This window comes from Enterococcus sp. DIV0183 (assembly GCF_050541505.1).
Classification (GTDB): Bacteria; Bacillota; Bacilli; order Lactobacillales; family Enterococcaceae; genus Enterococcus; species Enterococcus faecalis.
This window is the reverse complement of record NZ_CP172932.1, coordinates 483496-501588: the sequence shown is the minus strand read 5'-3', so window position 1 is coordinate 501588 and position 18093 is coordinate 483496. Positions and strand designations below refer to the sequence as shown.

The following is an 18093-nucleotide window of genomic DNA, read 5'->3' as shown; positions in this document are numbered from 1 at the left end:
TCATAGCACGAAAGATTAGCGGATTCAATCATTAACCGTTATTTTCTTTCGTATTTGTTTCATTCCCTAAAAGAACGGCATTGGTAACTTTTTCACTACGACCCGCTTTGACCATATCAATAACATAGTAGATAATGGTCCGGCAGATTGCGTAAAATGGGACACCGAGGAAAATACCTAGCAAACCTGCTAAATTTCCTGCCACCAATAAAATTAAAATAATCGTTAATGGATGGATTTTTAGAGATTTTCCGATAACGTTTGGATAAATAATATTTCCGTCCAATTGTTGAACCACTAGCACCACTAAACAACATAAGGCTGCTTTGACGGGTTCATTAAAGATAGTCACTAAGACAGCGGGCGCTAATCCTAGATAAGGTCCTAGATAGGGAATCAAATTCGTAAAGCCGGCAATGACACCAAATAAAAAGGCATAACGAACGCCAAGCAATGAATACCCAATAATCGTAAATGTACCGACAAATAAACATTCAATCGCTTGTCCACTAATATAACTGGATAAGGTTTGGTTCAATTGTCCTAAAAGATCCACAATATCATCTTTTCTTTTCTCAGGTAAAAAGCGTTGAATCGCTGGTACTAGCTTATCTCCATCTTTTAACATATAAAATAAAATAAATGGCGCAGTGACCAAAACAATGGTGGTTGACGCCACCGTTGATACGATTGAACCTAAGCTACTTGATAAACTACTTAAAAATTGTTGGATAATATTGGCATAAGAAATATCCATTTTTTCAATATAGCTTGTTAAATCAATTTGTTTAAAAATAGGTAACTCCGCAATCTCATAAATCCAGGTCTCCACTTGTTTAAAGAAATCTGGCATACTTGATGCTAAACTAGCTAGCTGATCTGCCAACTTAGGGATAATTGTTAATAAGATCAGAACTAATGCGATGATTAGTAATAAAAATACCAGTAAGACGGCATAAATTCGTTTCATTTTCGTCTTCATTAGTAGATTGACCACAGGATTTAGTAAATAATACAAAAAGCCTGCTACTAAGACTGGGGCAAACAACGTTGAAAAGAATGTCCCAATCGGTGCAAATAAGAAATTAATTTTCGAAGCAATAAATAATAGCATGGCCACGACAAGTAATTCAACTGACCAGAAAAATAATTTCGATTCTTTAAATCGATTAATCACAGCGGCTCCTCCTTTATTTTTATTCAATTGTTGCTGTTTTATTTTATCACACCTTCCCCCCTCAGTCATTGAGAATACTTCATTGCTAGAACTTTTTCGTGGTATAATAAAATAGAAACAGATTCTGAACTTGGGGGTTTTTCTATGCATGTAGCTCAAACAAAAGATACCATGAGTGATCTTTATTTAGATGCTGTCCGGCTTCGTCAACGCGTATTCGTAGCGGAACAAGGGGTACCAGAAGAGATGGAAATCGATGAATATGAAGCACATTGTATTCACTTTGTTTTGTACACGAACCATGTAGCTGTCGCAACTTGTCGCTTGCTTCCACTAGAAAATGGCGTTATGAAATTACAACGAATGGCCGTTGAAAAAGCTTACCGTGGCGCCGACTATGGACGAGTGATTATGGAAGCGGCGGAAAATTTTGCCAAAGAACAAGGCTACCACAAGATTACTCTAGGAGCACAAGTCACCGCTGTAGGCTTCTATGAACGTTTAGGTTATCAAAAAACAGGAGCACCTTTTATGGATGCTGGCATTGAACACTACGAAATGAATAAAGAACTATAACACCAATTAAATCGGAAAATTTAGAGCTTGGAGTATTAGCCATTTTGGCTAATGCTCCAAGCTCCTTTTGTGGGCTGTTTACATCGGCTATTTTTTTGATAGCTGTTGATAACGTTGATACCAGATATCTACATACTCGGGCGAGAAGGGGCCTTTTTCGTTATTAATCCAATCCACTAAAGTCTTGACATTTTCTTTTAAAATGAAGTCAATATCTTCTGGATAATCCATTAGTTTGCTATGAAATTCATATTCATCAACGTCTAGTAAACGTTTTTCACCATCTGGAAAAACCTTGATATCTAAATCATAATCAATATACTTCAACGCTTCGTCATCTAAAACATATGGCGAAGCCAGATTGCAGTAATACGAAACCCCCTTTTCTCTAATCATTGCTATTATATTGAACCAATATTTCTTGTGAAAATAAACAATGGCTGGTTCACGAGTCACCCACCGACGTCCGTCGGATTCCGTTACTAACGTGTGATCGTTCACACCAATTAAAGAATACTCGCTCGTTTTTAGTACCATCGTATCACGCCACGTTCGATGTAAATGTCCGTCATGTTTATAACTCTGAATGGTTACAAACTCGCCTTCTTTAGGAATTCCCATAATACCCCAACTTTCCCCAAATAAAGTAAAGCAATGTTACTTTTTGGGTGTTCATACATCGATATCGAAATAATTATATCATATCTTTTGAGTTTGCGTACATTGAGTTCACTTAAAGAAGACGATTTCTGAAAAAATTTAATTCAGATGACCAAATAGTTCAAATTCAGTAAATATTTTCAGCTTAATTACTGTATTTTTTCAAAGACTGATACTGCGCTCTCTCTTAAAACCTGATTTAATTCGTCAACATTTGTTTTACCAGTTGTTTCAAGCCACGCAACGGCTGCTTCTGAACCTTGTTGAACAAATGGAAGCACGCCGTCTGCCCAAGTTGCGCGACCACATAAGACTCCATTAAACGAGGAACCTGCTTTTTTTGCAAATTTCAATGTTTCCTGAAACATCGTAGCACTAACCCCTGCACTCAAGAAAATAAATGGAAGTTGTGTTGCTTCACTTTGCATTTTGAAAAAGGTCTGCGCTTCATCTTGGCTATAAAGACTTTCAGTGCCAAAACCTTCTACAAAATTCATGTTCACAGGGACTTCTACTTTTAAAACATCAACATTATAGCGATCCTTTGAAAATTCCTTCATCGCTTCAATTACTTTGTGCGGTTTTACTTTAGCGTATTCTTTTGAAGCACTATCCGAATTGTTTGCATCATAAGAGACAATTTCTAAAAAGAATGGAATTTCTTCGGCTAAACACTCTGAACCAATCCGTTCTATATAAGCTTTCTTTTGTTCATTGATTGCTTCACTTTCGTCAACATCGTAGTAAAGTAAAAATTTACACGCGTCTGCGCCCGCTTCTTTTAAACGCTTAACCGACCAAACATCAAGACTATCGGGTAACCGTCCTGGTGTCGAAGCATCGTAGCCCGTTTTTTCATACGCAAGTAACAAACCTGAAGTCTGTGCTCGATTTTCAGCAGCAGCTAGGCCATATTCTGGATCCAACAAAATTGCTGAAGTCTCTGGTGTTAAGCAACGAGATACTAATACTTTAAAGTCACTGATTTCTTGCGCAGTCACCTCTTTGTATTTTCCCATCATGCGTTTTAAGGCCCCACGTTGATCAATGGCTAGTGCTCCAATAATCCCTTGATCATCTACCAGATTTTCTAAATGTTTACGTTTTTGTTCACTAATTTTTTTCATTCTGTTCCCTCTCCTAATTGATTATTTAGTAACGTAGCAATTTCAGCTGGCGAACTTGCTTGTTTCAGTCCAGAAGTAACTTCTTCTCTTAATAGGAGGCGCGCAACGGAAGAGAGTAATTTCAAATGTGTCGTGCCAGCTTCGGCATCTGGAATAAACAGCGCAATCACAAACTCCGTTAATTGGTTGTCAAGGCTCTGCCACTCAACACCTTGGTCCAAGGTAACGATGATAATGGCCGCTTGTTGAATCGTTGCTGCTTTTGCATGAGGTATCGCAAATCCATTCATCATCCCCGTTGTTCCTTCTTGTTCTCGCTCGTTCAGTTTATCGAAAACTTCCTGTGCGTCCTGAGCAACTTCCAATTCTGTTGATTTTTTTGCTAAAAAGTGAAAAACATCCTCTTGCGTTTGTAACTGTTGATTTAAAAAAATATGATTTTCTTTAATAAAAGCCATTCCATCCACTCCTAATTCCTGTTATTTCATTTTTTTGATAACGATTGCTCTTGTTTGGCGATTCTACTTTTTTGTACAAAACCTAGCAATAAACCGCCTACCAATGAACCAGCTAAAATTGCCAGAACCCATTGAACAGCGTGAGTAACAACTGGTAAAACAAGAAAGCCTCCATGAGGTGCTGGCACTTGTACCCCAAACATATACGTTAAGACTGCCGCAATTGAAGATCCGAGCATCATAATTGGTAAAACCTTCAATGGGTCTTTTGCCGCAAACGGAATAGCGCCTTCTGTAATATGTGTGGAGCCTAAAATAAAGTTCACTAGCCCCGCATTGCGTTCATTTGTGTCAAAGTATTTTCCAAAGAATAATGTAGCAAAGCCTGTAATTAAAGGTGGCGCTATGCAGGCAGCAGAAACTCCTGCCATAAAAGAAGTATTTCCTTGAGCTAAGAGTGCCGTCCCAGTAACATAGGCCGCTTTATTAACTGGACCTCCCATATCAAAGGCACACATACAACCCACAATAATTCCTAAAACCAACGGACTGGAGTTTTGGAAACTAGCTAAAAAGCTCATCATTCCTTCGTTAACAGCTTTCATCGGATCTGCTAGTAAAGACATAGTGATACCAATAACTGCAACGCCAATGACTGGATAAAGGAAAATTGCTTTTAAACCATCTAATGATTTAGGCAAACCTTTAAATACTCTTTGTAATAAAAGAATGAAATACCCAGCAAGGAAACCAGATAATATCCCTCCTAAAAAGCCAGTACCACCAGTGTTAGCAATCAAACCACCGACAAAGCCCACAACCAAACCAGGTCGTTTGGCAATCCCCTCTGCGATATACGCAGATAAGATTGGCACCATCATGCCCATTGAGGCATCACCAATACTTTTTAACATAGCAGCGGTAGCATTATACTGACTACTTTCTGGATCAAATGAATAAATGCCCCAAATAGCAAAAGAAAGAGCAATTAAAACGCCGCCTGCTACTACAAACGGCAACATGTGAGAGACGCCATTCATTAAGTTTTTATAAATACTATGTCCAACATTTCCTGAAGAAATTTGTGTCTCCTGTTCAAGTTCGTCCACTGCTTGGTTTTCGGCCGCAATCGATCCTTTGCCTGCGAGTGCTTCTTCAATTAAGCGATCTGCTTCTTTAATCCCCACACTGACAGGGACATCAATAATTCGTTTCCCAGCAAAACGTTCTGCTTGAACGTCTTTGTCGGCGGCAATAATGACTGCCTCCGCTCCTTGGATTTCTGCAGGTGTTAACTCGTTTTCTATACCAATCTGACCATGTGTTTCAACCTTAATCGTAATACCTTTACGTTTCGCAGCTTGTTCCAATGCCTCCTGTGCCATATACGTGTGCGCTATTCCCGTCGGACAACCTGTAGCAGCTATTAATTGATACGTAGCCATCTGTTTATTCCTCCTCTTGAATCTTTATTTGTTGCTCTAACTCCTGAACATCTGAAAAATCTGTCAATCCTTTGCGAAATGCTGTTGAACTACCTGCTGCAATACTTCTTTTTAAATTTTTTTCCAATGAAAGTCCTTGATGCCAGCCAGCTAAAAAGGTACCTAACATTGCATCCCCTGAACAAGCTGTATTCACAACCATTCCAGTTGGTGAATTACCTGAAAGAACCTTTTCATTATTCATAAATAAAGCCCCTTCACTACCTAAAGAAAGTAAAATATTTTTGGCTCCCCGCTTCAGTAATTCTTGTCCGTAAAAAATGTAATCGTCCTTAGTCTGCACTTCTGTATGAAACCACTCTTGAAGTTCTTCTTCATTTGGTTTCAATAAAAATGGTTGATAAGGCAAACAATCTAAAATTTCTTCATAACTACTGTCTAAAATTAAGAACACCTGCTTTTCAAAACAAATTCGGCTAATTTCAATCAAAATACTTGGCGAAACCCCTTGTGGTAAACTTCCTGATACGCACAAATAATCCCCTTTACGTAACTCTGAAATTTTTTTCAAAAAACGTTGTACATGTTCTTCAGATAATTTTGGTCCTTTATTGACTAATTTGTATTCCTTTTGATCTTGGGTAACTTTTGTAAACACATTGATTCTCGTTGTGCCAGCGACTTCGATAAAATCAGTGGTTATTTCTTTTTCTTTTAAATAATCCTCGACATAGTTCCCAGTGAAACCAGCTTTGACTCCCAAAGCGGTATTATCAATCCCTAACATCTTTAAAATTAGGGAAACATTGACTCCTTTCCCGTTTGCTTGAATATCATCTTCCTTCGTGCGATTCACGACAAAAGGAACTAGCTCTTCTGTTTCGATAAATAAATCAATGGCTAAATTTAATGTACATGTATAAATAGTCACTGTAGTTCCTCCTTTCTCCTCTTTATTATGTCTCAAAATACCATGTAAAGGTTTTCATTCTTTCGCAAAAATATAGAAAACATTTACAATTTCATAATTTCTCTAGCTTTTTTATTTTTTTTCATTAAAAATAGGCTTATAAATGTTTTTTAGTGAAAGAAAGAAGGGCTGGCCATTATGGAACAAAAATTGAGTGAGTCAGAGCAATATCTCTGGCATTTTATCGAAACACATATTTTAGAAATCCCTGATTATTCCATTGTAAAATTAAGCGAACGAGCCAACGTATCAACTGCGACGATTGTAAGAACCATGAAAAAGAAAGGCTATGAAGGTTTCACATCCTTCAAGCATCACTTGAAAGATAAAGAAAACCAAAATATAAATTTTTCAGCATTAGAAAAAGTAGACCGAGGAATTCGGACGGCCATTTTAAAGAATGAAGAAGAAGTAACTCGCACGATTAACATGATTGAAATTGGTAATATCGAAGATGCGATCCAAAAAATCAAGGCTTCTCGACGGATTATTATCTTTGCTAGAGGTTTTTCAGAATTAATTGCTCAGGAAATGATGGTTAAGTTTCAATTGGCTGGCAAATACTGTGAACTGCATACGGACCCAGAAATTATTAAAAATATTAGTAAAAAGTTATCAAAAAAAGATGTGGCTCTTTTTGTTTCTTTAAACGGAGAAACCCAAGAATTAGTTGTCGCTGGTAAAAACTGTTACGACTCAGAAATTGGGACTATCCTTTTAACTGCAAGCAAACACTCTAGTTTAATGAAATACATTGAAATTCCGTTCGTAGGCTTCAAATCAGAAGGCTCCTTTTTCCCCGATTATGAAGTGCGTTCACGGTTACCACTATCCATTCTGGCAAGAATTTTATTGGACGCCTATGCTTTAAGAACGACAACTTAGGCTTTCTTAAATAATAAAAAACAAGCATTCCTCCACTTAAAATAAAGGAATGCTTGTTTTTTATTTTGCAACAAAACGTGCTTCTACTCGATAAATTCGTTGACCACGACTAGAAAATTTTTCTTCGTATTCTGTCATAATGTTGCCTTCAAACTCGCTATTATGCAAATCTAGCCACACACGTTCAATAATCATGCCATATTTAGAAAAGCTACTTAATGAGTATTCGAAGAGCCCTTGATTATCCGTTTTAAAATGAATTTCTCCATTTGGTTTTAAGATAATTTCATCTGTCGCTAAAAAGTTTTTATACGTTAAACGACGTTTTTCATGTTTTTTCTTTGGCCAAGGATCTGAAAAATTTAAATAGATTAAATCTACTTCATTTTCAGCAAAATATTCTGTTAATGCTTCGCCGTCTACTCGCAATAACTGTAGATTAGGTAACGGCTCGGCCACTAGCTTATCTAATGCAATCGATAAAATACTTAATTGCATATCGATACCAATATAATTAATTTCAGGATGTGCTTTAGCCATTTCATAAATAAAACGACCTTTACCTGAACCAATTTCAATGTGGATGGGATGATTATTGCCAAAACGTTCTTGCCATTTCCCTTGCCATTTTTCAGGACCTTCTACCACATATTGTGGATATTTTGCCATATATTCTGCTGCTCCGGGTCTATTTCTTACACGCATATTTAAAATTCCTTTCTTTTAAAAACAGACTGGTGAAATTCGCCAGCCTGTGTGGATGTTAAATGAATTAGTTTAACTACTAAACATTCGTTTTAATTGTAAAATTTCTGCAGTCATTGCTCTTCTTTCGCCCTCTTGGTGATGACGAACAATCTCTTGTAAAAAGCTAAATAAACCATACCAATAAATTCGTTGAACCGTACTTTCATTCGGGATTAAACCATAAGATAGTAACCATTGATTCCAACCGGAACGAGGGACATAATGACTCAAAATCATTCCTAAATCTACCGCTGGGTCCGCGACCATCACAGAATCCCAATCTACTAAATAGAGATAATTATTCGAGACTAACCAATTCCGATGATTCACATCGCCGTGAACAGCTACATAACTAGTTTCTGGATATTCTGGTAAATGATTATATAAATAAGTGATTACTTCTTTTAAATAACTGTTTCGTTTTAATTCTTTAGGTAGTTGACGCTTATACTCTTTCAACATTGTTAGCGGGGTACAAACTTCGCCACCAATTTTTTTCAACATGTCTTTCAGCAAATTGGAATGATGCAATTGGTATAACACGTCAATCACGTCATTGCGTTTGCCAATTTCGTCCGCATGTAATAAACGTCCTTCCAGCCATTCTTGGGCTGTTAGTACGTCGCCATTCGCTGTCCGCTTTGTCCAAATCATCTTCGGGGCTAACCCTTCTTTAGACAATGCTGCAAGAAGTGGAGAAGTGTTTCGTTTAATGAACACTTTCTCGGTTTCTTTTATTCCCATGTATGTTTGACCAGTTGCGCCCTTTATCGGCTGCAGACGCCAGTCTTTATCCAACTGAAATTCCATGGAAATTATCTCCTATCTCAACACAATTTTATTGCAATTTTTACAGCAATTACCATTTTAGTCGCCAAACCTTGCTTCGTCAAGCTTCTATGTGGTTCTTTTGTAAATTTTGCTGGGTTTTCTCATCTTTATAACTTATTCAAGCGCATTGGAACATACATTTTAGTGAAAATCACAACTTCTACAATTAAGGCACCCAGAATGATCAAGCTATTTTGCAAACTGCCTAAACGAAGGCAGACAATCCCACCAAAAATAATGGCCGCAACAGATAATGCGCCGCTAATTAACCGGCGAATCGCTGCTTGTTTTTTTTCTATTGAAATTGGATATAGCTGTGTCATCACCATATAATCAAATTGCGTGTACATGGGAATCAACTGGAACCCGATTAAATAGACAAACAATAAAGCAACTACCAACGCAATCCAGAATTCTTGTAAAAAGAAGAGTAGCACGCCACCAACCAAAATCAAACGAAACAATAAGCCGCTATATTCGCTACCTCGTAAAAAGCTCCGAATGAATAAGTAAGCATACGTGTTCTCAGATGTTTTTTTGACTACTCCGAGGAGAGGATCTAAGTATTTACGGCGTTTCACTGTACTACTCACTTCAGGAATATCTGTAAACAGCTGAATGAATTTATAAATTCTATGCATTCTGTTTTGTTCTTTTTGGATCATTTTTTCCCAATCCAAGAAACTCTGTTTCATCTTATTTTGCCAAATACTCGATAAACAAACGGCCAGAATGATGCCACCAATCACACCAACCCAAGGCGTCCAGTAAATAGCTCCCGTCATAATCAAGAGACTACTGATCAACCAAACAAACCACCAACTACGGTAAGTGGTTGACGAAAGATGATAGAGCCCATAGCTTTGTAAACTAAGATGTGTATAAATCATACAAACTAGCATGACCAAAAATAAAAAGAAGGTTTGAAACGACCAACCTGTTGTGACTACAATCAACGGCATCAATAGGCCACTTCCTAGAAAGCTGACTACAATCGGTAAAAGTAAAGAGTAGCGCAGCGCTCGTTTCAGATAAGCAGCGAATTGTTTTTCTTTTGGTAATAAAAACACCTTGTCTGGCTCTTCTGTCAGAGTAGCCAACTTACCAACTTGAATGAGTAGCAGCCAGCCCAATAGAATTAACGGTCTGCCCCAAACAAAATCACGAGGTAATTCTTTTAACAACTGGGAATAGTACAGACCTAATCCGCCTAATAAAAACATACAGACTAAAACAAAATGATCATTTAAAATATAGCGCAAGTACTTGGACATTTTTTTGAAATGCCGTGACAAACGTTGACTAAAAAATTCGCCCATGTTACCCCACCTTTTCTTCCTTCGTCAAGGCAAGATAAATATCATCTAAAGAAGACTCTGGTAAATTAAATTCTGCACGTAATTCAGCCATTGTACCGTTTGCCCGTAATTTCCCTTCGTGTAGCACCACAAAACGATCACAATATTTTTCAGCTGTTGCTAAAATATGCGTGGACATTAAAATCGCTGCCCCTTGCTTACGCATCGTATCCATTAATTCTAATAAAGCATGAATTGCTAAAGGATCTAAGCCTAGAAAAGGTTCATCAATAATATATAAACTCGGTTCAATTAAGAATGCACAAAGTACCATGACTTTTTGTTTCATGCCTTTTGAAAAATTAGCAGGAAACCATTCCAATTTATTGTCTAAACGGAACGTTTTTAGTAATGGTTCTGCTCGTTTGAACGCTTCTTCTAATGGAATATCATAAGCCAAGGCCGTTACTTCGATATGCTCTTTCAATGTTAATTCTTCATATAAAGAAGGTGTTTCCGGAATATACCCGATTTTTTTACGATATTCTTCAGGGGCTTGTTGCAATGTTTCCCCGTCAATCATAATTTTGCCTTTTTGCGGCGTAAGTAACCCAATAATATTTTTGATGGTGGTACTTTTCCCCGCACCATTCAAGCCAATTAAACCAACCATTTCACCAGACTTGACGTCAAAATTAATATCTTTTAAGACAGGAATATGGCCGTAACCTCCTGTTAAATGTTCAATTGTTAAGCTCATTTCTTTTGCCTCCAACCTTTTCTCTCTACCATTATTAAACCCTAAGCGAACCAAGAATTCAAAAATTACTCCCTTAATTAAATGGATTTTTTTCTTTCTCTTATTATACACGAAATGAAACGAACTTTTTAGCGAACTCACGTACTTTTTCATCCACAGAGAAATCAACTTGTGGTAAAGTAAAGGAAAGAACCTAGAGAAAAGAGGAATTTTTCATGAATGATTGTATTTTTTGTAAAATTATCAACGGCGAAATCCCAAGTTATAAAGTCTATGAAGACGAGAAAGTCTACGCGTTTTTAGACATTACACAAGTGACCAAAGGGCATACCTTAATGATTCCAAAACAACATGTTGCTGATATTTTTGAATATAATGACGTTTTAGCAAGCGACGTCTTTGCTCGTATTCCTAAAGTAGCACGAGCATTAGAAAAAGCTTTTCCAGAAATGGAAGGATTAAACATTTTAAATAACAATAAGGAAGTGGCTTATCAATCCGTTTTCCATTCCCACGTTCATTTGATTCCCCGTTATTCAAAAGAAGATGATTTCTCTATTCATTTTGGCAACCATCAAGAGGACTATTCCGCCGAAGCGATGCAAGAAATTGCTGAGACCATTGCAAAGCAGGTGAACTAAATGAAAAAATTTATTAAAGGTCTCTTTTTTGGCGCAGCTGCTGGTACCATTGGCGGCTTGTTGGCTGCTCCAAGAAGCGGGAAAGAAACACGCCAACATTTAATCAATGAGCTAGAGGACTATCGTTCACTGAAAAATCAAGTCACGAATGACTGGGATCAGGTGCAACGAAATTTGGCAGTTGTCGAAGAAAACCTTCCACTGGCAACTGAATTTTCAAAAGACCTGCAACAAGAAATCACTGATTTCAAATTCCAAGCGGAACCTCGGATTGCTCAAATTAAAGAACAAATTGCTAAAATCACGGCTGAATTACCTGACACACAAACCAACAAGCAAAAGTAAAGTCTTTTATGTTAATTATTTCTTTTGTTATTAAAAAAATAAAAAGTGTGACGTAAATACGAATTTTGTTTGAAACTATGCCTGAGACTCTTTCTTTTTCAAAATAAGGTATGGTATAGTTATAACAGAAATAAAACTAAAAAAACAGGAGTGCATAAGAGAATGAAGAAAAAACTAATCTTAGCTGCAGCGGGCGCAATGGCCGTTTTTAGTTTAGCAGCGTGTTCAAGCGGTTCAAAAGATATCGCAACAATGAAAGGTTCAACAATTACTGTTGATGATTTTTATAACCAAATTAAAGAACAAAGCACGAGCCAACAAGCGTTTAGCCAAATGGTTATTTATAAAGTTTTTGAAGAAAAATATGGCGACAAAGTAACTGACAAAGATATTCAAAAAAACTTTGACGAAGCCAAAGAACAAGTAGAAGCACAAGGTGGAAAGTTCTCTGATGCATTAAAACAAGCTGGTTTAACTGAAAAAACATTCAAGAAACAGTTAAAACAAAGAGCAGCCTATGATGCAGGTCTAAAAGCCCACTTAAAAATTACAGATGAAGACTTAAAAACAGCTTGGGCAAGTTTCCATCCAGAAGTAGAAGCACAAATTATCCAAGTTGCTTCAGAAGATGATGCCAAAGCTGTCAAGAAAGAAATCACTGACGGCGGCGATTTCACAAAAATTGCTAAAGAAAAATCAACAGATGCTGCTACGAAAAAAGATGGCGGTAAAATTAAATTTGATTCACAAGCAACAACTGTTCCTGCCGAAGTTAAAGAAGCTGCCTTCAAATTAAAAGATGGCGAAGTGTCAGAACCAATTGCTGCAACAAATATGCAAACCTACCAAACAACCTACTATGTAGTGAAAATGACGAAAAACAAAGCAAAAGGCAATGACATGAAACCTTATGAAAAAGAGATCAAGAAAATTGCTGAAGAAACAAAATTAGCCGATCAAACATTTGTTTCGAAAGTCATTAGTGACGAATTAAAAGCGGCCAATGTGAAAATTAAAGATGATGCCTTCAAGAACGCTTTAGCAGGCTACATGCAAACTGAATCTTCAAGCGCTTCTTCAGAGAAAAAAGAATCAAAATCAAGTGATTCTAAAACAAGCGATACCAAAACAAGCGACTCTGAAAAAGCAACAGATTCTTCAAGCAAAACAACAGAATCTTCTTCTAAATAAGCATAAAAAAGGGAGTGGTCGATTGACCACTCCCTTTTTTTATTTATCTTTTGGAACATAGAAACTGCGGTTATCTAAACCAAAGATTCGTTCCGTATACTCCCCAGGCTGTGTTTGACGAATTGCCCCTAGCATCATTTGAATGGACGCATCCATGGTATCAATTTGATGTAAGATTTCCGCTTCCATAATTCTTGGTCGCACAGGTGAGCCATATTCCAACAATCCATGGTGGGCTAAGACCATGTGCCGAAGAACGACAACGTCTTCTTCTCGATCATCAATTTTCAAAGCTAAACACGCCTTGGTAATTTCCTCATCCACCAAAACTAAATGACCAATTAAGTTCCCTGCCACCGTATATTCTGTCGTAATAGCACCAGATAGTTCTAAAACTTTTCCTAAGTCATGTAAAATAATCCCCGCGTATAATAGTGACGTGTTAATTTCAGGATATTCCTTAGCAATTGCTTTGCCTAGGCGCAACATTGAGACAGTGTGGTAAGCTAAGCCATTCGCAAAAGCATGATGGTTCCGTTTGGCTGCAGGAAATTCATAAAATTCTTGTTGGTATTTCGTCATGAGATAGCGCACAATACGATTCCAATGAGCATTGGTAATCTCAAAAATCATTTGATTGATTTCCTCGACCATCTCTTCTTTTTTCAAAGGCGCTCGTTCCATATATAAACTTGGCTGGCTTGGTTCCTCTGCTGTCGCTAAACGCATGTGTAAAATTTTTACTTGGGGTTTATTTTGATAAACTTCTCGTTTCCCATTCAGTAAAACAACGTTTCCCGCAGTAAACCGTGTAATTTCATCCTCAGAGGCGTCCCAATATTTTCCGTCAATCGTGCCAGATGTGTCTTGAAAGGTAAAGGCAATAAACTTTTTCCCATTTTTAGCTACACGTACATCGGCATTTTTAATTAGAACAAATGATTCAAAAAGTTCTTCTACTGTTAATTCACGTAATTTTTTCACTTGACGCTTCCTCCTTCTAACGCAATTACTCTTTGTTGTAAGTCCTGATAATAGCTTACCATTTCTTGGTCAGAAGAAAAACAAATGACTTGCTGTTTTTGACCAAATTTAGTAAATAATTCAGCTAATTGGGCTTTTCTTTGATGATCATAGTGTAACCAGCCATCATCAATGATAATTGGACAAATCAGTTGCTCGCCTTGGACTGCTAAAAAGGCAAAACGAACAGCCATCATCAATTGATCTTTAGTGCCAGTTGATAATTCATGTAAATAAAACATTTCTTGTTCTTTCGTCACCGCAACTAGTTGACCTTCGGCTACTTGGATTGATTGATAACGCTGGCTTGTTAAAAGTGCAAAGTAGCTTGATGCATACTGTAATAAGCTGGGCAATTGTTGTTCCGAAAGCTCTGTTAATAGGTCCATTAACAGTTGCCCCGCCAGTTGATACCCAGACCAACGTTGAGCTAATTCTTTGATTTCCGCTTTTAAAATTGCTTGGCGTTGATACAACTCATCTAAGGTACCATCCGTCATTAATTGTTGTTTTTCATAAATCAGCGCTTGATACTGTTCTTGTATTTTATCTAACTTGCTTTCTTCCAGTGCTTGTTGCTGCGCCAGTTGTAAAGAACGGTCTTTTAACGCTGCTTCTGTTACCGCTTCTGGAAACAGATTGCCTAATTGTGTCGCTAATTCTTGCCCACGACCAACTTGAGCTTGCTGAGTGGTCAGCTGTTGAATCCTACTTGGAACATCAGCGATTGATAGAATCCGATAACGAATTAGTAAAGGCTGAATTCGTGTTAATGCTTCTTGCTGTTTAGTTTTCAACTCTCGTAACTGCTGTTTGAGATAGCCATCTGCTTGATACTCCTGAGCAAAGCGAACCTTCTCCATTTCTTCAGCAAATCCTTCTAAAAAGTGTAACTTTTCGGAAAGGCTCTTTCCTTGCAAGGGTAAATGCGTCATCAATGGGAAGATTTGTTCTTCAAATACTTGGCGTTTTTGTTGATTTTCCTTCAATTGACTCATGAGTTCTTCATTTGTTTGAACAAGCAATAAATAGCGCGTAATCAATTCCCGCTGATTCATTAAAGTATCAATTTGTTGCATTTTTCCTAATTGATGGACTTGGGCTTGCTCCGCTACTGCTTGTTCAAGTTGTTCCACTTGCAGTTGTGCCTCACGTTCTTGATTCAGCGCTTGTTGGAACTGTTCATTTAAATAATCTAGTTGCGAAAGTTTCGTCTGCCATTCTTCTTTCACTTCATCAGAGGAAGCTTCTTTTCTAGTGGCGTAGCTAAGCACTTCTTTCGCGATAAAACTAACTCCCACGAGAACTAGGCCCCATTTTAAAGGGCTTGGCAAAAAGAAACCGAGTAATGCAAGGATACTTCCTAGCAATAACCAAAGTGGTTGACTTGTTTTCTGCGCTTTTTGGGCACGCGTCGCTTCACCAAAAAATGCGGCATGCGCTTTTTCAAAATCCGTTAACTGGTCTTCCAGATTTTCAATTTGAGAAGCCAAGAATGCTTTCTGTTCTTGTCCTTTTTGAAGAGCTTGCGTATACGCAACTTGTTGTTGGCGCCACTTTTGAACGGTTTCGTTGTCATAAAAAAGCTGTGGTGGTCGTTCAGGCGACCATGACCATTCGTTCTCTAAAAGGACCATTTCTTGACGATTTTGCTCAAAGGTTTGGGTCATCCATTCCGATTCCGTCATCAATTGTTGCATATCATAGCGTTGATTCAACAATTGTTGAATCAATGCTTCTTGTTCTAGGTAAAAAGCATAGCCTTCTGGAACATCGAGCGCTTCTGACTGAAGAGATAACTCTTTGGTCAAACGTTGTCGTTCTTTGTCTAGGTACATATATTCTTGAAAGGTTTCTTCTAATTGAACTTGGTCTTCTTTTACTAAAACAACGTTCTCTGTTTCTTCAGGTAGCGACTGCCATTCTTCGTACAAGGGAAAGTGACGTTGCTGTTCCGCAACCTGTAACAAGCCCTGTTGCGTTTCTTTTAATTGTTGTTGCAGTGTCACTCGCTGTTGTTCTGTTTCGCGAATCGTTTCTTCTAATTGTTGAAAAGTTTGTTGCTGCGCTTCTTTCTCTTGAATTTGCTCTTTTAGTTCTTGATAAGCCGCCAACTTCTGATTGAGTAATGGCTGCTGCCCTTTGCCTTTAAAGATTTTTTGTGCTTCTTTAAAGTACGCATTTCGGTAAGTCAAAAGTTGTTGACTACCAGAAACACCAATGGCTAACAAGGATGTTTGCAGTTCCTCTTCTGTCAACTTGTCACTCGTAATTAATTGTTCTTGTTGGAAAGTAAAAACCTCTTGAAATAACTTTTTCGTTAGCGGATGTAACATTTGCTGTAAGGTTTTTTCATCCCCCATTTGTTGTTGATAATAAATGATTGCTTGCCCTTTATTTTTTTCTTTAAAACGCTCGACTTGAACTTCCCCAAACACAGGATGTGCCAACCACAAACGACCACCATACGAGCCACCATTTTTAGGTGCGTAATCGCGTTTTCTTTTGCCCTTTGTGGGAAACCCAAACAGCATTGCTTGAATGAATTGATACAATGTGGACTTGCCAACTTCATTTGCGCCGTACAGCAATTGATTACCAGATTCAAATGTAATTTTCTGTTGTTGCCATTTTCCAAAGCCCACAATCTCTACTGCAAGTAATTTCATAGTGGGTCCTCCTGAATAGTAAAGTCTTCATTAATTTGCTCATGTGCTAGGCGCAAGCTCTCTAATCGCCACTGCTCATCCATTGAAAAAATTCCAGCAAATTCTGGATAACGTAACAATTCCTTGGTGGTATCTTCAAAAATAACTGGATCTAAGTATGTTTTTTCTAATGCCGTTAATAAGTTGGGACTAGCGGCTAAATAGATTGGTTCTTTCGTTGGTTCCTCTGCTTGCAATATTAGGCGATAAACAAAAAAATCACCTTGCGTTTTTTGTAAAAGCTGCTGCTGTAAGTAGCTTAATAGTTCACCATTGACAATGGCTTGCACCACGGTCACATCCAAATGTTGCGTTTCTTTCAGTGTCAACGCCATCAATTGCTGTTGCTGATGCGCATGCCACTTCGTCAGCAAACTGGTTTCAAGATAAGACAAAACGCTTTGGGTGTCACGGCATTGCGCAAGAGATACTTCTTCATTCGTCCAATCTATTTCTGCGACTTTTTCAAATTGAACAGTCGCTTGATTTTGGGAAAGTGTGACCACTGCAACCCCTTGTAAAGACTGTTCTTTTTTCGTGTGTCCTTGAGGTGTTCCAGGATAAACAATTAGCGGTTGTTCACTAACAATTTGCGGCTGATGAATGTGGCCCAATGCCCAATAATTATAGCCAGTGGCTTTTAAATCCTTCCATGTAAACGGAGCATAATTTTGTTGCGCTTTCCGACTGGTGTCTCCATGATAAATCCCAATATGAATATCAGATTCTGCTTGTTTGATAGGAAATTCTAGTGCTTTATTTTCATCAATCCAGGGATGCTCATAACTAAACCCCGAAACAGCCACTTGTTCGCCCGCTCTCGTTTCAAAATACAGTGTCTCAACCATTTCTTTTTCAAATAAAAAAACATTGTCTGGAAAAGAAAACCAATAGCGGTCTTTTTTATAGTAATCATGATTCCCAAATGTTAGAATCACAGGGATTTCTGCTTGTTTCAACTGTTCTAATGCAGCCATCAATTGGGCTTGCATTGAAATAGAGGTCTGACTTTGATGAAACGTATCTCCTGCAAAAATAACCAAGTCCACCGCTTCTCGAATGGCAACTGTTACGATATTCATTAACAATTGTTGATTAGCTTCTCTTAAGCGCTTCGCTAAGGCTGTCGGGATCCCAGTTAACCCTTCAAAAGACCGATCCATGTGTAAATCAGCTGTATGCAATAGTTTCATCGTTTCCCCTCCTTTTTTCCTCCCTTTATCATATCATTTTCTGCCAGCTTGGTCAGTA

18 protein-coding genes are annotated in these 18093 nt (G+C 37.8%); 5 read left to right on the top strand and 13 right to left on the bottom strand.

Going from position 1 to position 18093, the window contains the following annotated elements:
* Nucleotides 1-31: 31 nt before the first annotated feature.
* Nucleotides 32-1246 carry an AI-2E family transporter gene (locus tag IGK72_RS02640; RefSeq protein ID WP_002384914.1) on the bottom strand — a complete coding sequence of 405 codons (1215 nt, stop codon included), beginning with the start codon at nt 1244-1246 and terminating at the stop codon, nt 32-34.
* Nucleotides 1247-1321: 75 nt separating this feature from the next.
* Here IGK72_RS02640 and IGK72_RS02635 point away from each other — a divergent pair, with 75 nt between their 5' ends.
* Nucleotides 1322-1753, top strand: a complete 432-nt coding sequence (locus tag IGK72_RS02635; protein WP_002355539.1) for a GNAT family N-acetyltransferase — start codon at nt 1322-1324, stop codon at nt 1751-1753.
* Nucleotides 1754-1840: 87 nt separating this feature from the next.
* Here the strand turns inward: IGK72_RS02635 and bph are convergent, their stop codons facing one another.
* From bph to pfkB, 5 genes are all read right to left on the bottom strand, one after another.
* Nucleotides 1841-2374: a biofilm phosphatase Bph gene (gene bph / locus IGK72_RS02630; RefSeq protein ID WP_002355538.1), complete on the bottom strand. Its 534-nt coding sequence runs from the start codon at nt 2372-2374 to the stop codon at nt 1841-1843.
* Between the two features lie 188 nt (nt 2375-2562).
* Entirely contained in the window at nt 2563-3540 is a 978-nt protein-coding gene (lacD, locus tag IGK72_RS02625) for a tagatose-bisphosphate aldolase (RefSeq protein ID WP_023895060.1), read from the bottom strand.
* Nucleotides 3537-3998 carry a fructose PTS transporter subunit IIA gene (locus IGK72_RS02620; protein WP_002358680.1) on the bottom strand — a complete coding sequence of 154 codons (462 nt, stop codon included), beginning with the start codon at nt 3996-3998 and terminating at the stop codon, nt 3537-3539. Before IGK72_RS02620 ends, lacD begins: the two co-directional genes overlap by 4 nt.
* 26 nt (nt 3999-4024) lie before the next feature.
* Nucleotides 4025-5443 (bottom strand): PTS fructose transporter subunit IIC, encoded by a 1419-nt coding sequence (locus tag IGK72_RS02615; protein ID WP_002355535.1) that lies wholly within the window; start codon nt 5441-5443, stop codon nt 4025-4027.
* Between the two features lie 4 nt (nt 5444-5447).
* Entirely contained in the window at nt 5448-6374 is a 927-nt protein-coding gene (gene pfkB / locus IGK72_RS02610) for a 1-phosphofructokinase (protein WP_002355534.1), read from the bottom strand.
* A 177-nt stretch (nt 6375-6551) separates the two neighbouring features.
* Between pfkB and IGK72_RS02605 the strand changes: the two genes are divergently transcribed.
* Nucleotides 6552-7298 carry a MurR/RpiR family transcriptional regulator gene (locus IGK72_RS02605; RefSeq protein ID WP_002363162.1) on the top strand — a complete coding sequence of 249 codons (747 nt, stop codon included), beginning with the start codon at nt 6552-6554 and terminating at the stop codon, nt 7296-7298.
* A 60-nt stretch (nt 7299-7358) separates the two neighbouring features.
* Here the strand turns inward: IGK72_RS02605 and trmB are convergent, their stop codons facing one another.
* From trmB to IGK72_RS02585, 4 genes are all read right to left on the bottom strand, one after another.
* Complete coding sequence (gene trmB, locus IGK72_RS02600) at nt 7359-8003, bottom strand: tRNA (guanosine(46)-N7)-methyltransferase TrmB (protein WP_002355532.1); 645 nt, start codon at nt 8001-8003, stop codon at nt 7359-7361.
* 72 nt (nt 8004-8075) lie between these two features.
* Nucleotides 8076-8855, bottom strand: a complete 780-nt coding sequence (locus IGK72_RS02595) for a phosphotransferase family protein (RefSeq protein ID WP_002355531.1) — start codon at nt 8853-8855, stop codon at nt 8076-8078.
* Between the two features lie 128 nt (nt 8856-8983).
* Complete coding sequence (locus IGK72_RS02590) at nt 8984-10195, bottom strand: ABC transporter permease (RefSeq protein ID WP_002371475.1); 1212 nt, start codon at nt 10193-10195, stop codon at nt 8984-8986.
* 1 nt (nt 10196) lies between these two features.
* Nucleotides 10197-10934, bottom strand: coding sequence for an ABC transporter ATP-binding protein (locus IGK72_RS02585; RefSeq protein ID WP_002363160.1), 738 nt, complete (start codon nt 10932-10934; stop codon nt 10197-10199).
* Between the two features lie 215 nt (nt 10935-11149).
* On the opposite strand from IGK72_RS02585, the gene IGK72_RS02580 reads away from it, so the two are divergent.
* The 3 genes from IGK72_RS02580 to IGK72_RS02570 all read left to right on the top strand — a co-directional run bounded on the left by IGK72_RS02580 (nt 11150) and on the right by IGK72_RS02570 (nt 13111).
* The gene (locus tag IGK72_RS02580; protein ID WP_002355527.1) at nt 11150-11575 is read left to right on the top strand and encodes an HIT family protein; all 426 of its coding nucleotides are present in this window, start codon (nt 11150-11152) and stop codon (nt 11573-11575) included.
* Complete coding sequence (locus IGK72_RS02575; protein ID WP_070416172.1) at nt 11576-11920, top strand: YtxH domain-containing protein; 345 nt, start codon at nt 11576-11578, stop codon at nt 11918-11920.
* A 162-nt stretch (nt 11921-12082) separates the two neighbouring features.
* Entirely contained in the window at nt 12083-13111 is a 1029-nt protein-coding gene (locus IGK72_RS02570) for a peptidylprolyl isomerase (protein ID WP_002355524.1), read from the top strand.
* A 39-nt stretch (nt 13112-13150) separates the two neighbouring features.
* Here IGK72_RS02570 and IGK72_RS02565 read toward each other — a convergent pair whose 3' ends face one another.
* From IGK72_RS02565 to IGK72_RS02555, 3 genes are read right to left on the bottom strand one after another with little or no spacing between them, the layout of a single operon-like run.
* A complete protein-coding gene (locus IGK72_RS02565; RefSeq protein ID WP_002366162.1) occupies nt 13151-14095 on the bottom strand; it encodes a 3'-5' exoribonuclease YhaM family protein in 945 nt (314 codons plus the stop codon).
* Complete coding sequence (locus IGK72_RS02560) at nt 14092-16803, bottom strand: ATP-binding protein (RefSeq protein WP_002407334.1); 2712 nt, start codon at nt 16801-16803, stop codon at nt 14092-14094. Before IGK72_RS02560 ends, IGK72_RS02565 begins: the two co-directional genes overlap by 4 nt.
* Nucleotides 16800-18035 (bottom strand): DNA repair exonuclease, encoded by a 1236-nt coding sequence (locus IGK72_RS02555; protein WP_010818272.1) that lies wholly within the window; start codon nt 18033-18035, stop codon nt 16800-16802. Before IGK72_RS02555 ends, IGK72_RS02560 begins: the two co-directional genes overlap by 4 nt.
* Nucleotides 18036-18093: the final 58 nt, after the last annotated feature.

What these genes read in the sequence shown, in the direction of transcription:
- trmB (WP_002355532.1), bottom strand. Translation starts at nt 8,003, where the DNA reads ATGCGTGTAAGAAATAGACCCGGAGCAGCAGAATATATGGCAAAATAT.
- IGK72_RS02605 (WP_002363162.1), top strand. Translation starts at nt 6,552, where the DNA reads ATGGAACAAAAATTGAGTGAGTCAGAGCAATATCTCTGGCATTTTATC.
- IGK72_RS02635 (WP_002355539.1), top strand. Translation starts at nt 1,322, where the DNA reads ATGCATGTAGCTCAAACAAAAGATACCATGAGTGATCTTTATTTAGAT.
- lacD (WP_023895060.1), bottom strand. Translation starts at nt 3,540, where the DNA reads ATGAAAAAAATTAGTGAACAAAAACGTAAACATTTAGAAAATCTGGTA.
- IGK72_RS02620 (WP_002358680.1), bottom strand. Translation starts at nt 3,998, where the DNA reads ATGGCTTTTATTAAAGAAAATCATATTTTTTTAAATCAACAGTTACAA.
- IGK72_RS02590 (WP_002371475.1), bottom strand. Translation starts at nt 10,195, where the DNA reads ATGGGCGAATTTTTTAGTCAACGTTTGTCACGGCATTTCAAAAAAATG.
- IGK72_RS02555 (WP_010818272.1), bottom strand. Translation starts at nt 18,035, where the DNA reads ATGAAACTATTGCATACAGCTGATTTACACATGGATCGGTCTTTTGAA.
- IGK72_RS02580 (WP_002355527.1), top strand. Translation starts at nt 11,150, where the DNA reads ATGAATGATTGTATTTTTTGTAAAATTATCAACGGCGAAATCCCAAGT.
- IGK72_RS02595 (WP_002355531.1), bottom strand. Translation starts at nt 8,855, where the DNA reads ATGGAATTTCAGTTGGATAAAGACTGGCGTCTGCAGCCGATAAAGGGC.
- IGK72_RS02640 (WP_002384914.1), bottom strand. Translation starts at nt 1,246, where the DNA reads ATGACTGAGGGGGGAAGGTGTGATAAAATAAAACAGCAACAATTGAAT.
- IGK72_RS02585 (WP_002363160.1), bottom strand. Translation starts at nt 10,934, where the DNA reads ATGAGCTTAACAATTGAACATTTAACAGGAGGTTACGGCCATATTCCT.
- IGK72_RS02570 (WP_002355524.1), top strand. Translation starts at nt 12,083, where the DNA reads ATGAAGAAAAAACTAATCTTAGCTGCAGCGGGCGCAATGGCCGTTTTT.
- IGK72_RS02615 (WP_002355535.1), bottom strand. Translation starts at nt 5,443, where the DNA reads ATGGCTACGTATCAATTAATAGCTGCTACAGGTTGTCCGACGGGAATA.
- IGK72_RS02575 (WP_070416172.1), top strand. Translation starts at nt 11,576, where the DNA reads ATGAAAAAATTTATTAAAGGTCTCTTTTTTGGCGCAGCTGCTGGTACC.
- bph (WP_002355538.1), bottom strand. Translation starts at nt 2,374, where the DNA reads ATGGGAATTCCTAAAGAAGGCGAGTTTGTAACCATTCAGAGTTATAAA.
- IGK72_RS02560 (WP_002407334.1), bottom strand. Translation starts at nt 16,803, where the DNA reads ATGAAATTACTTGCAGTAGAGATTGTGGGCTTTGGAAAATGGCAACAA.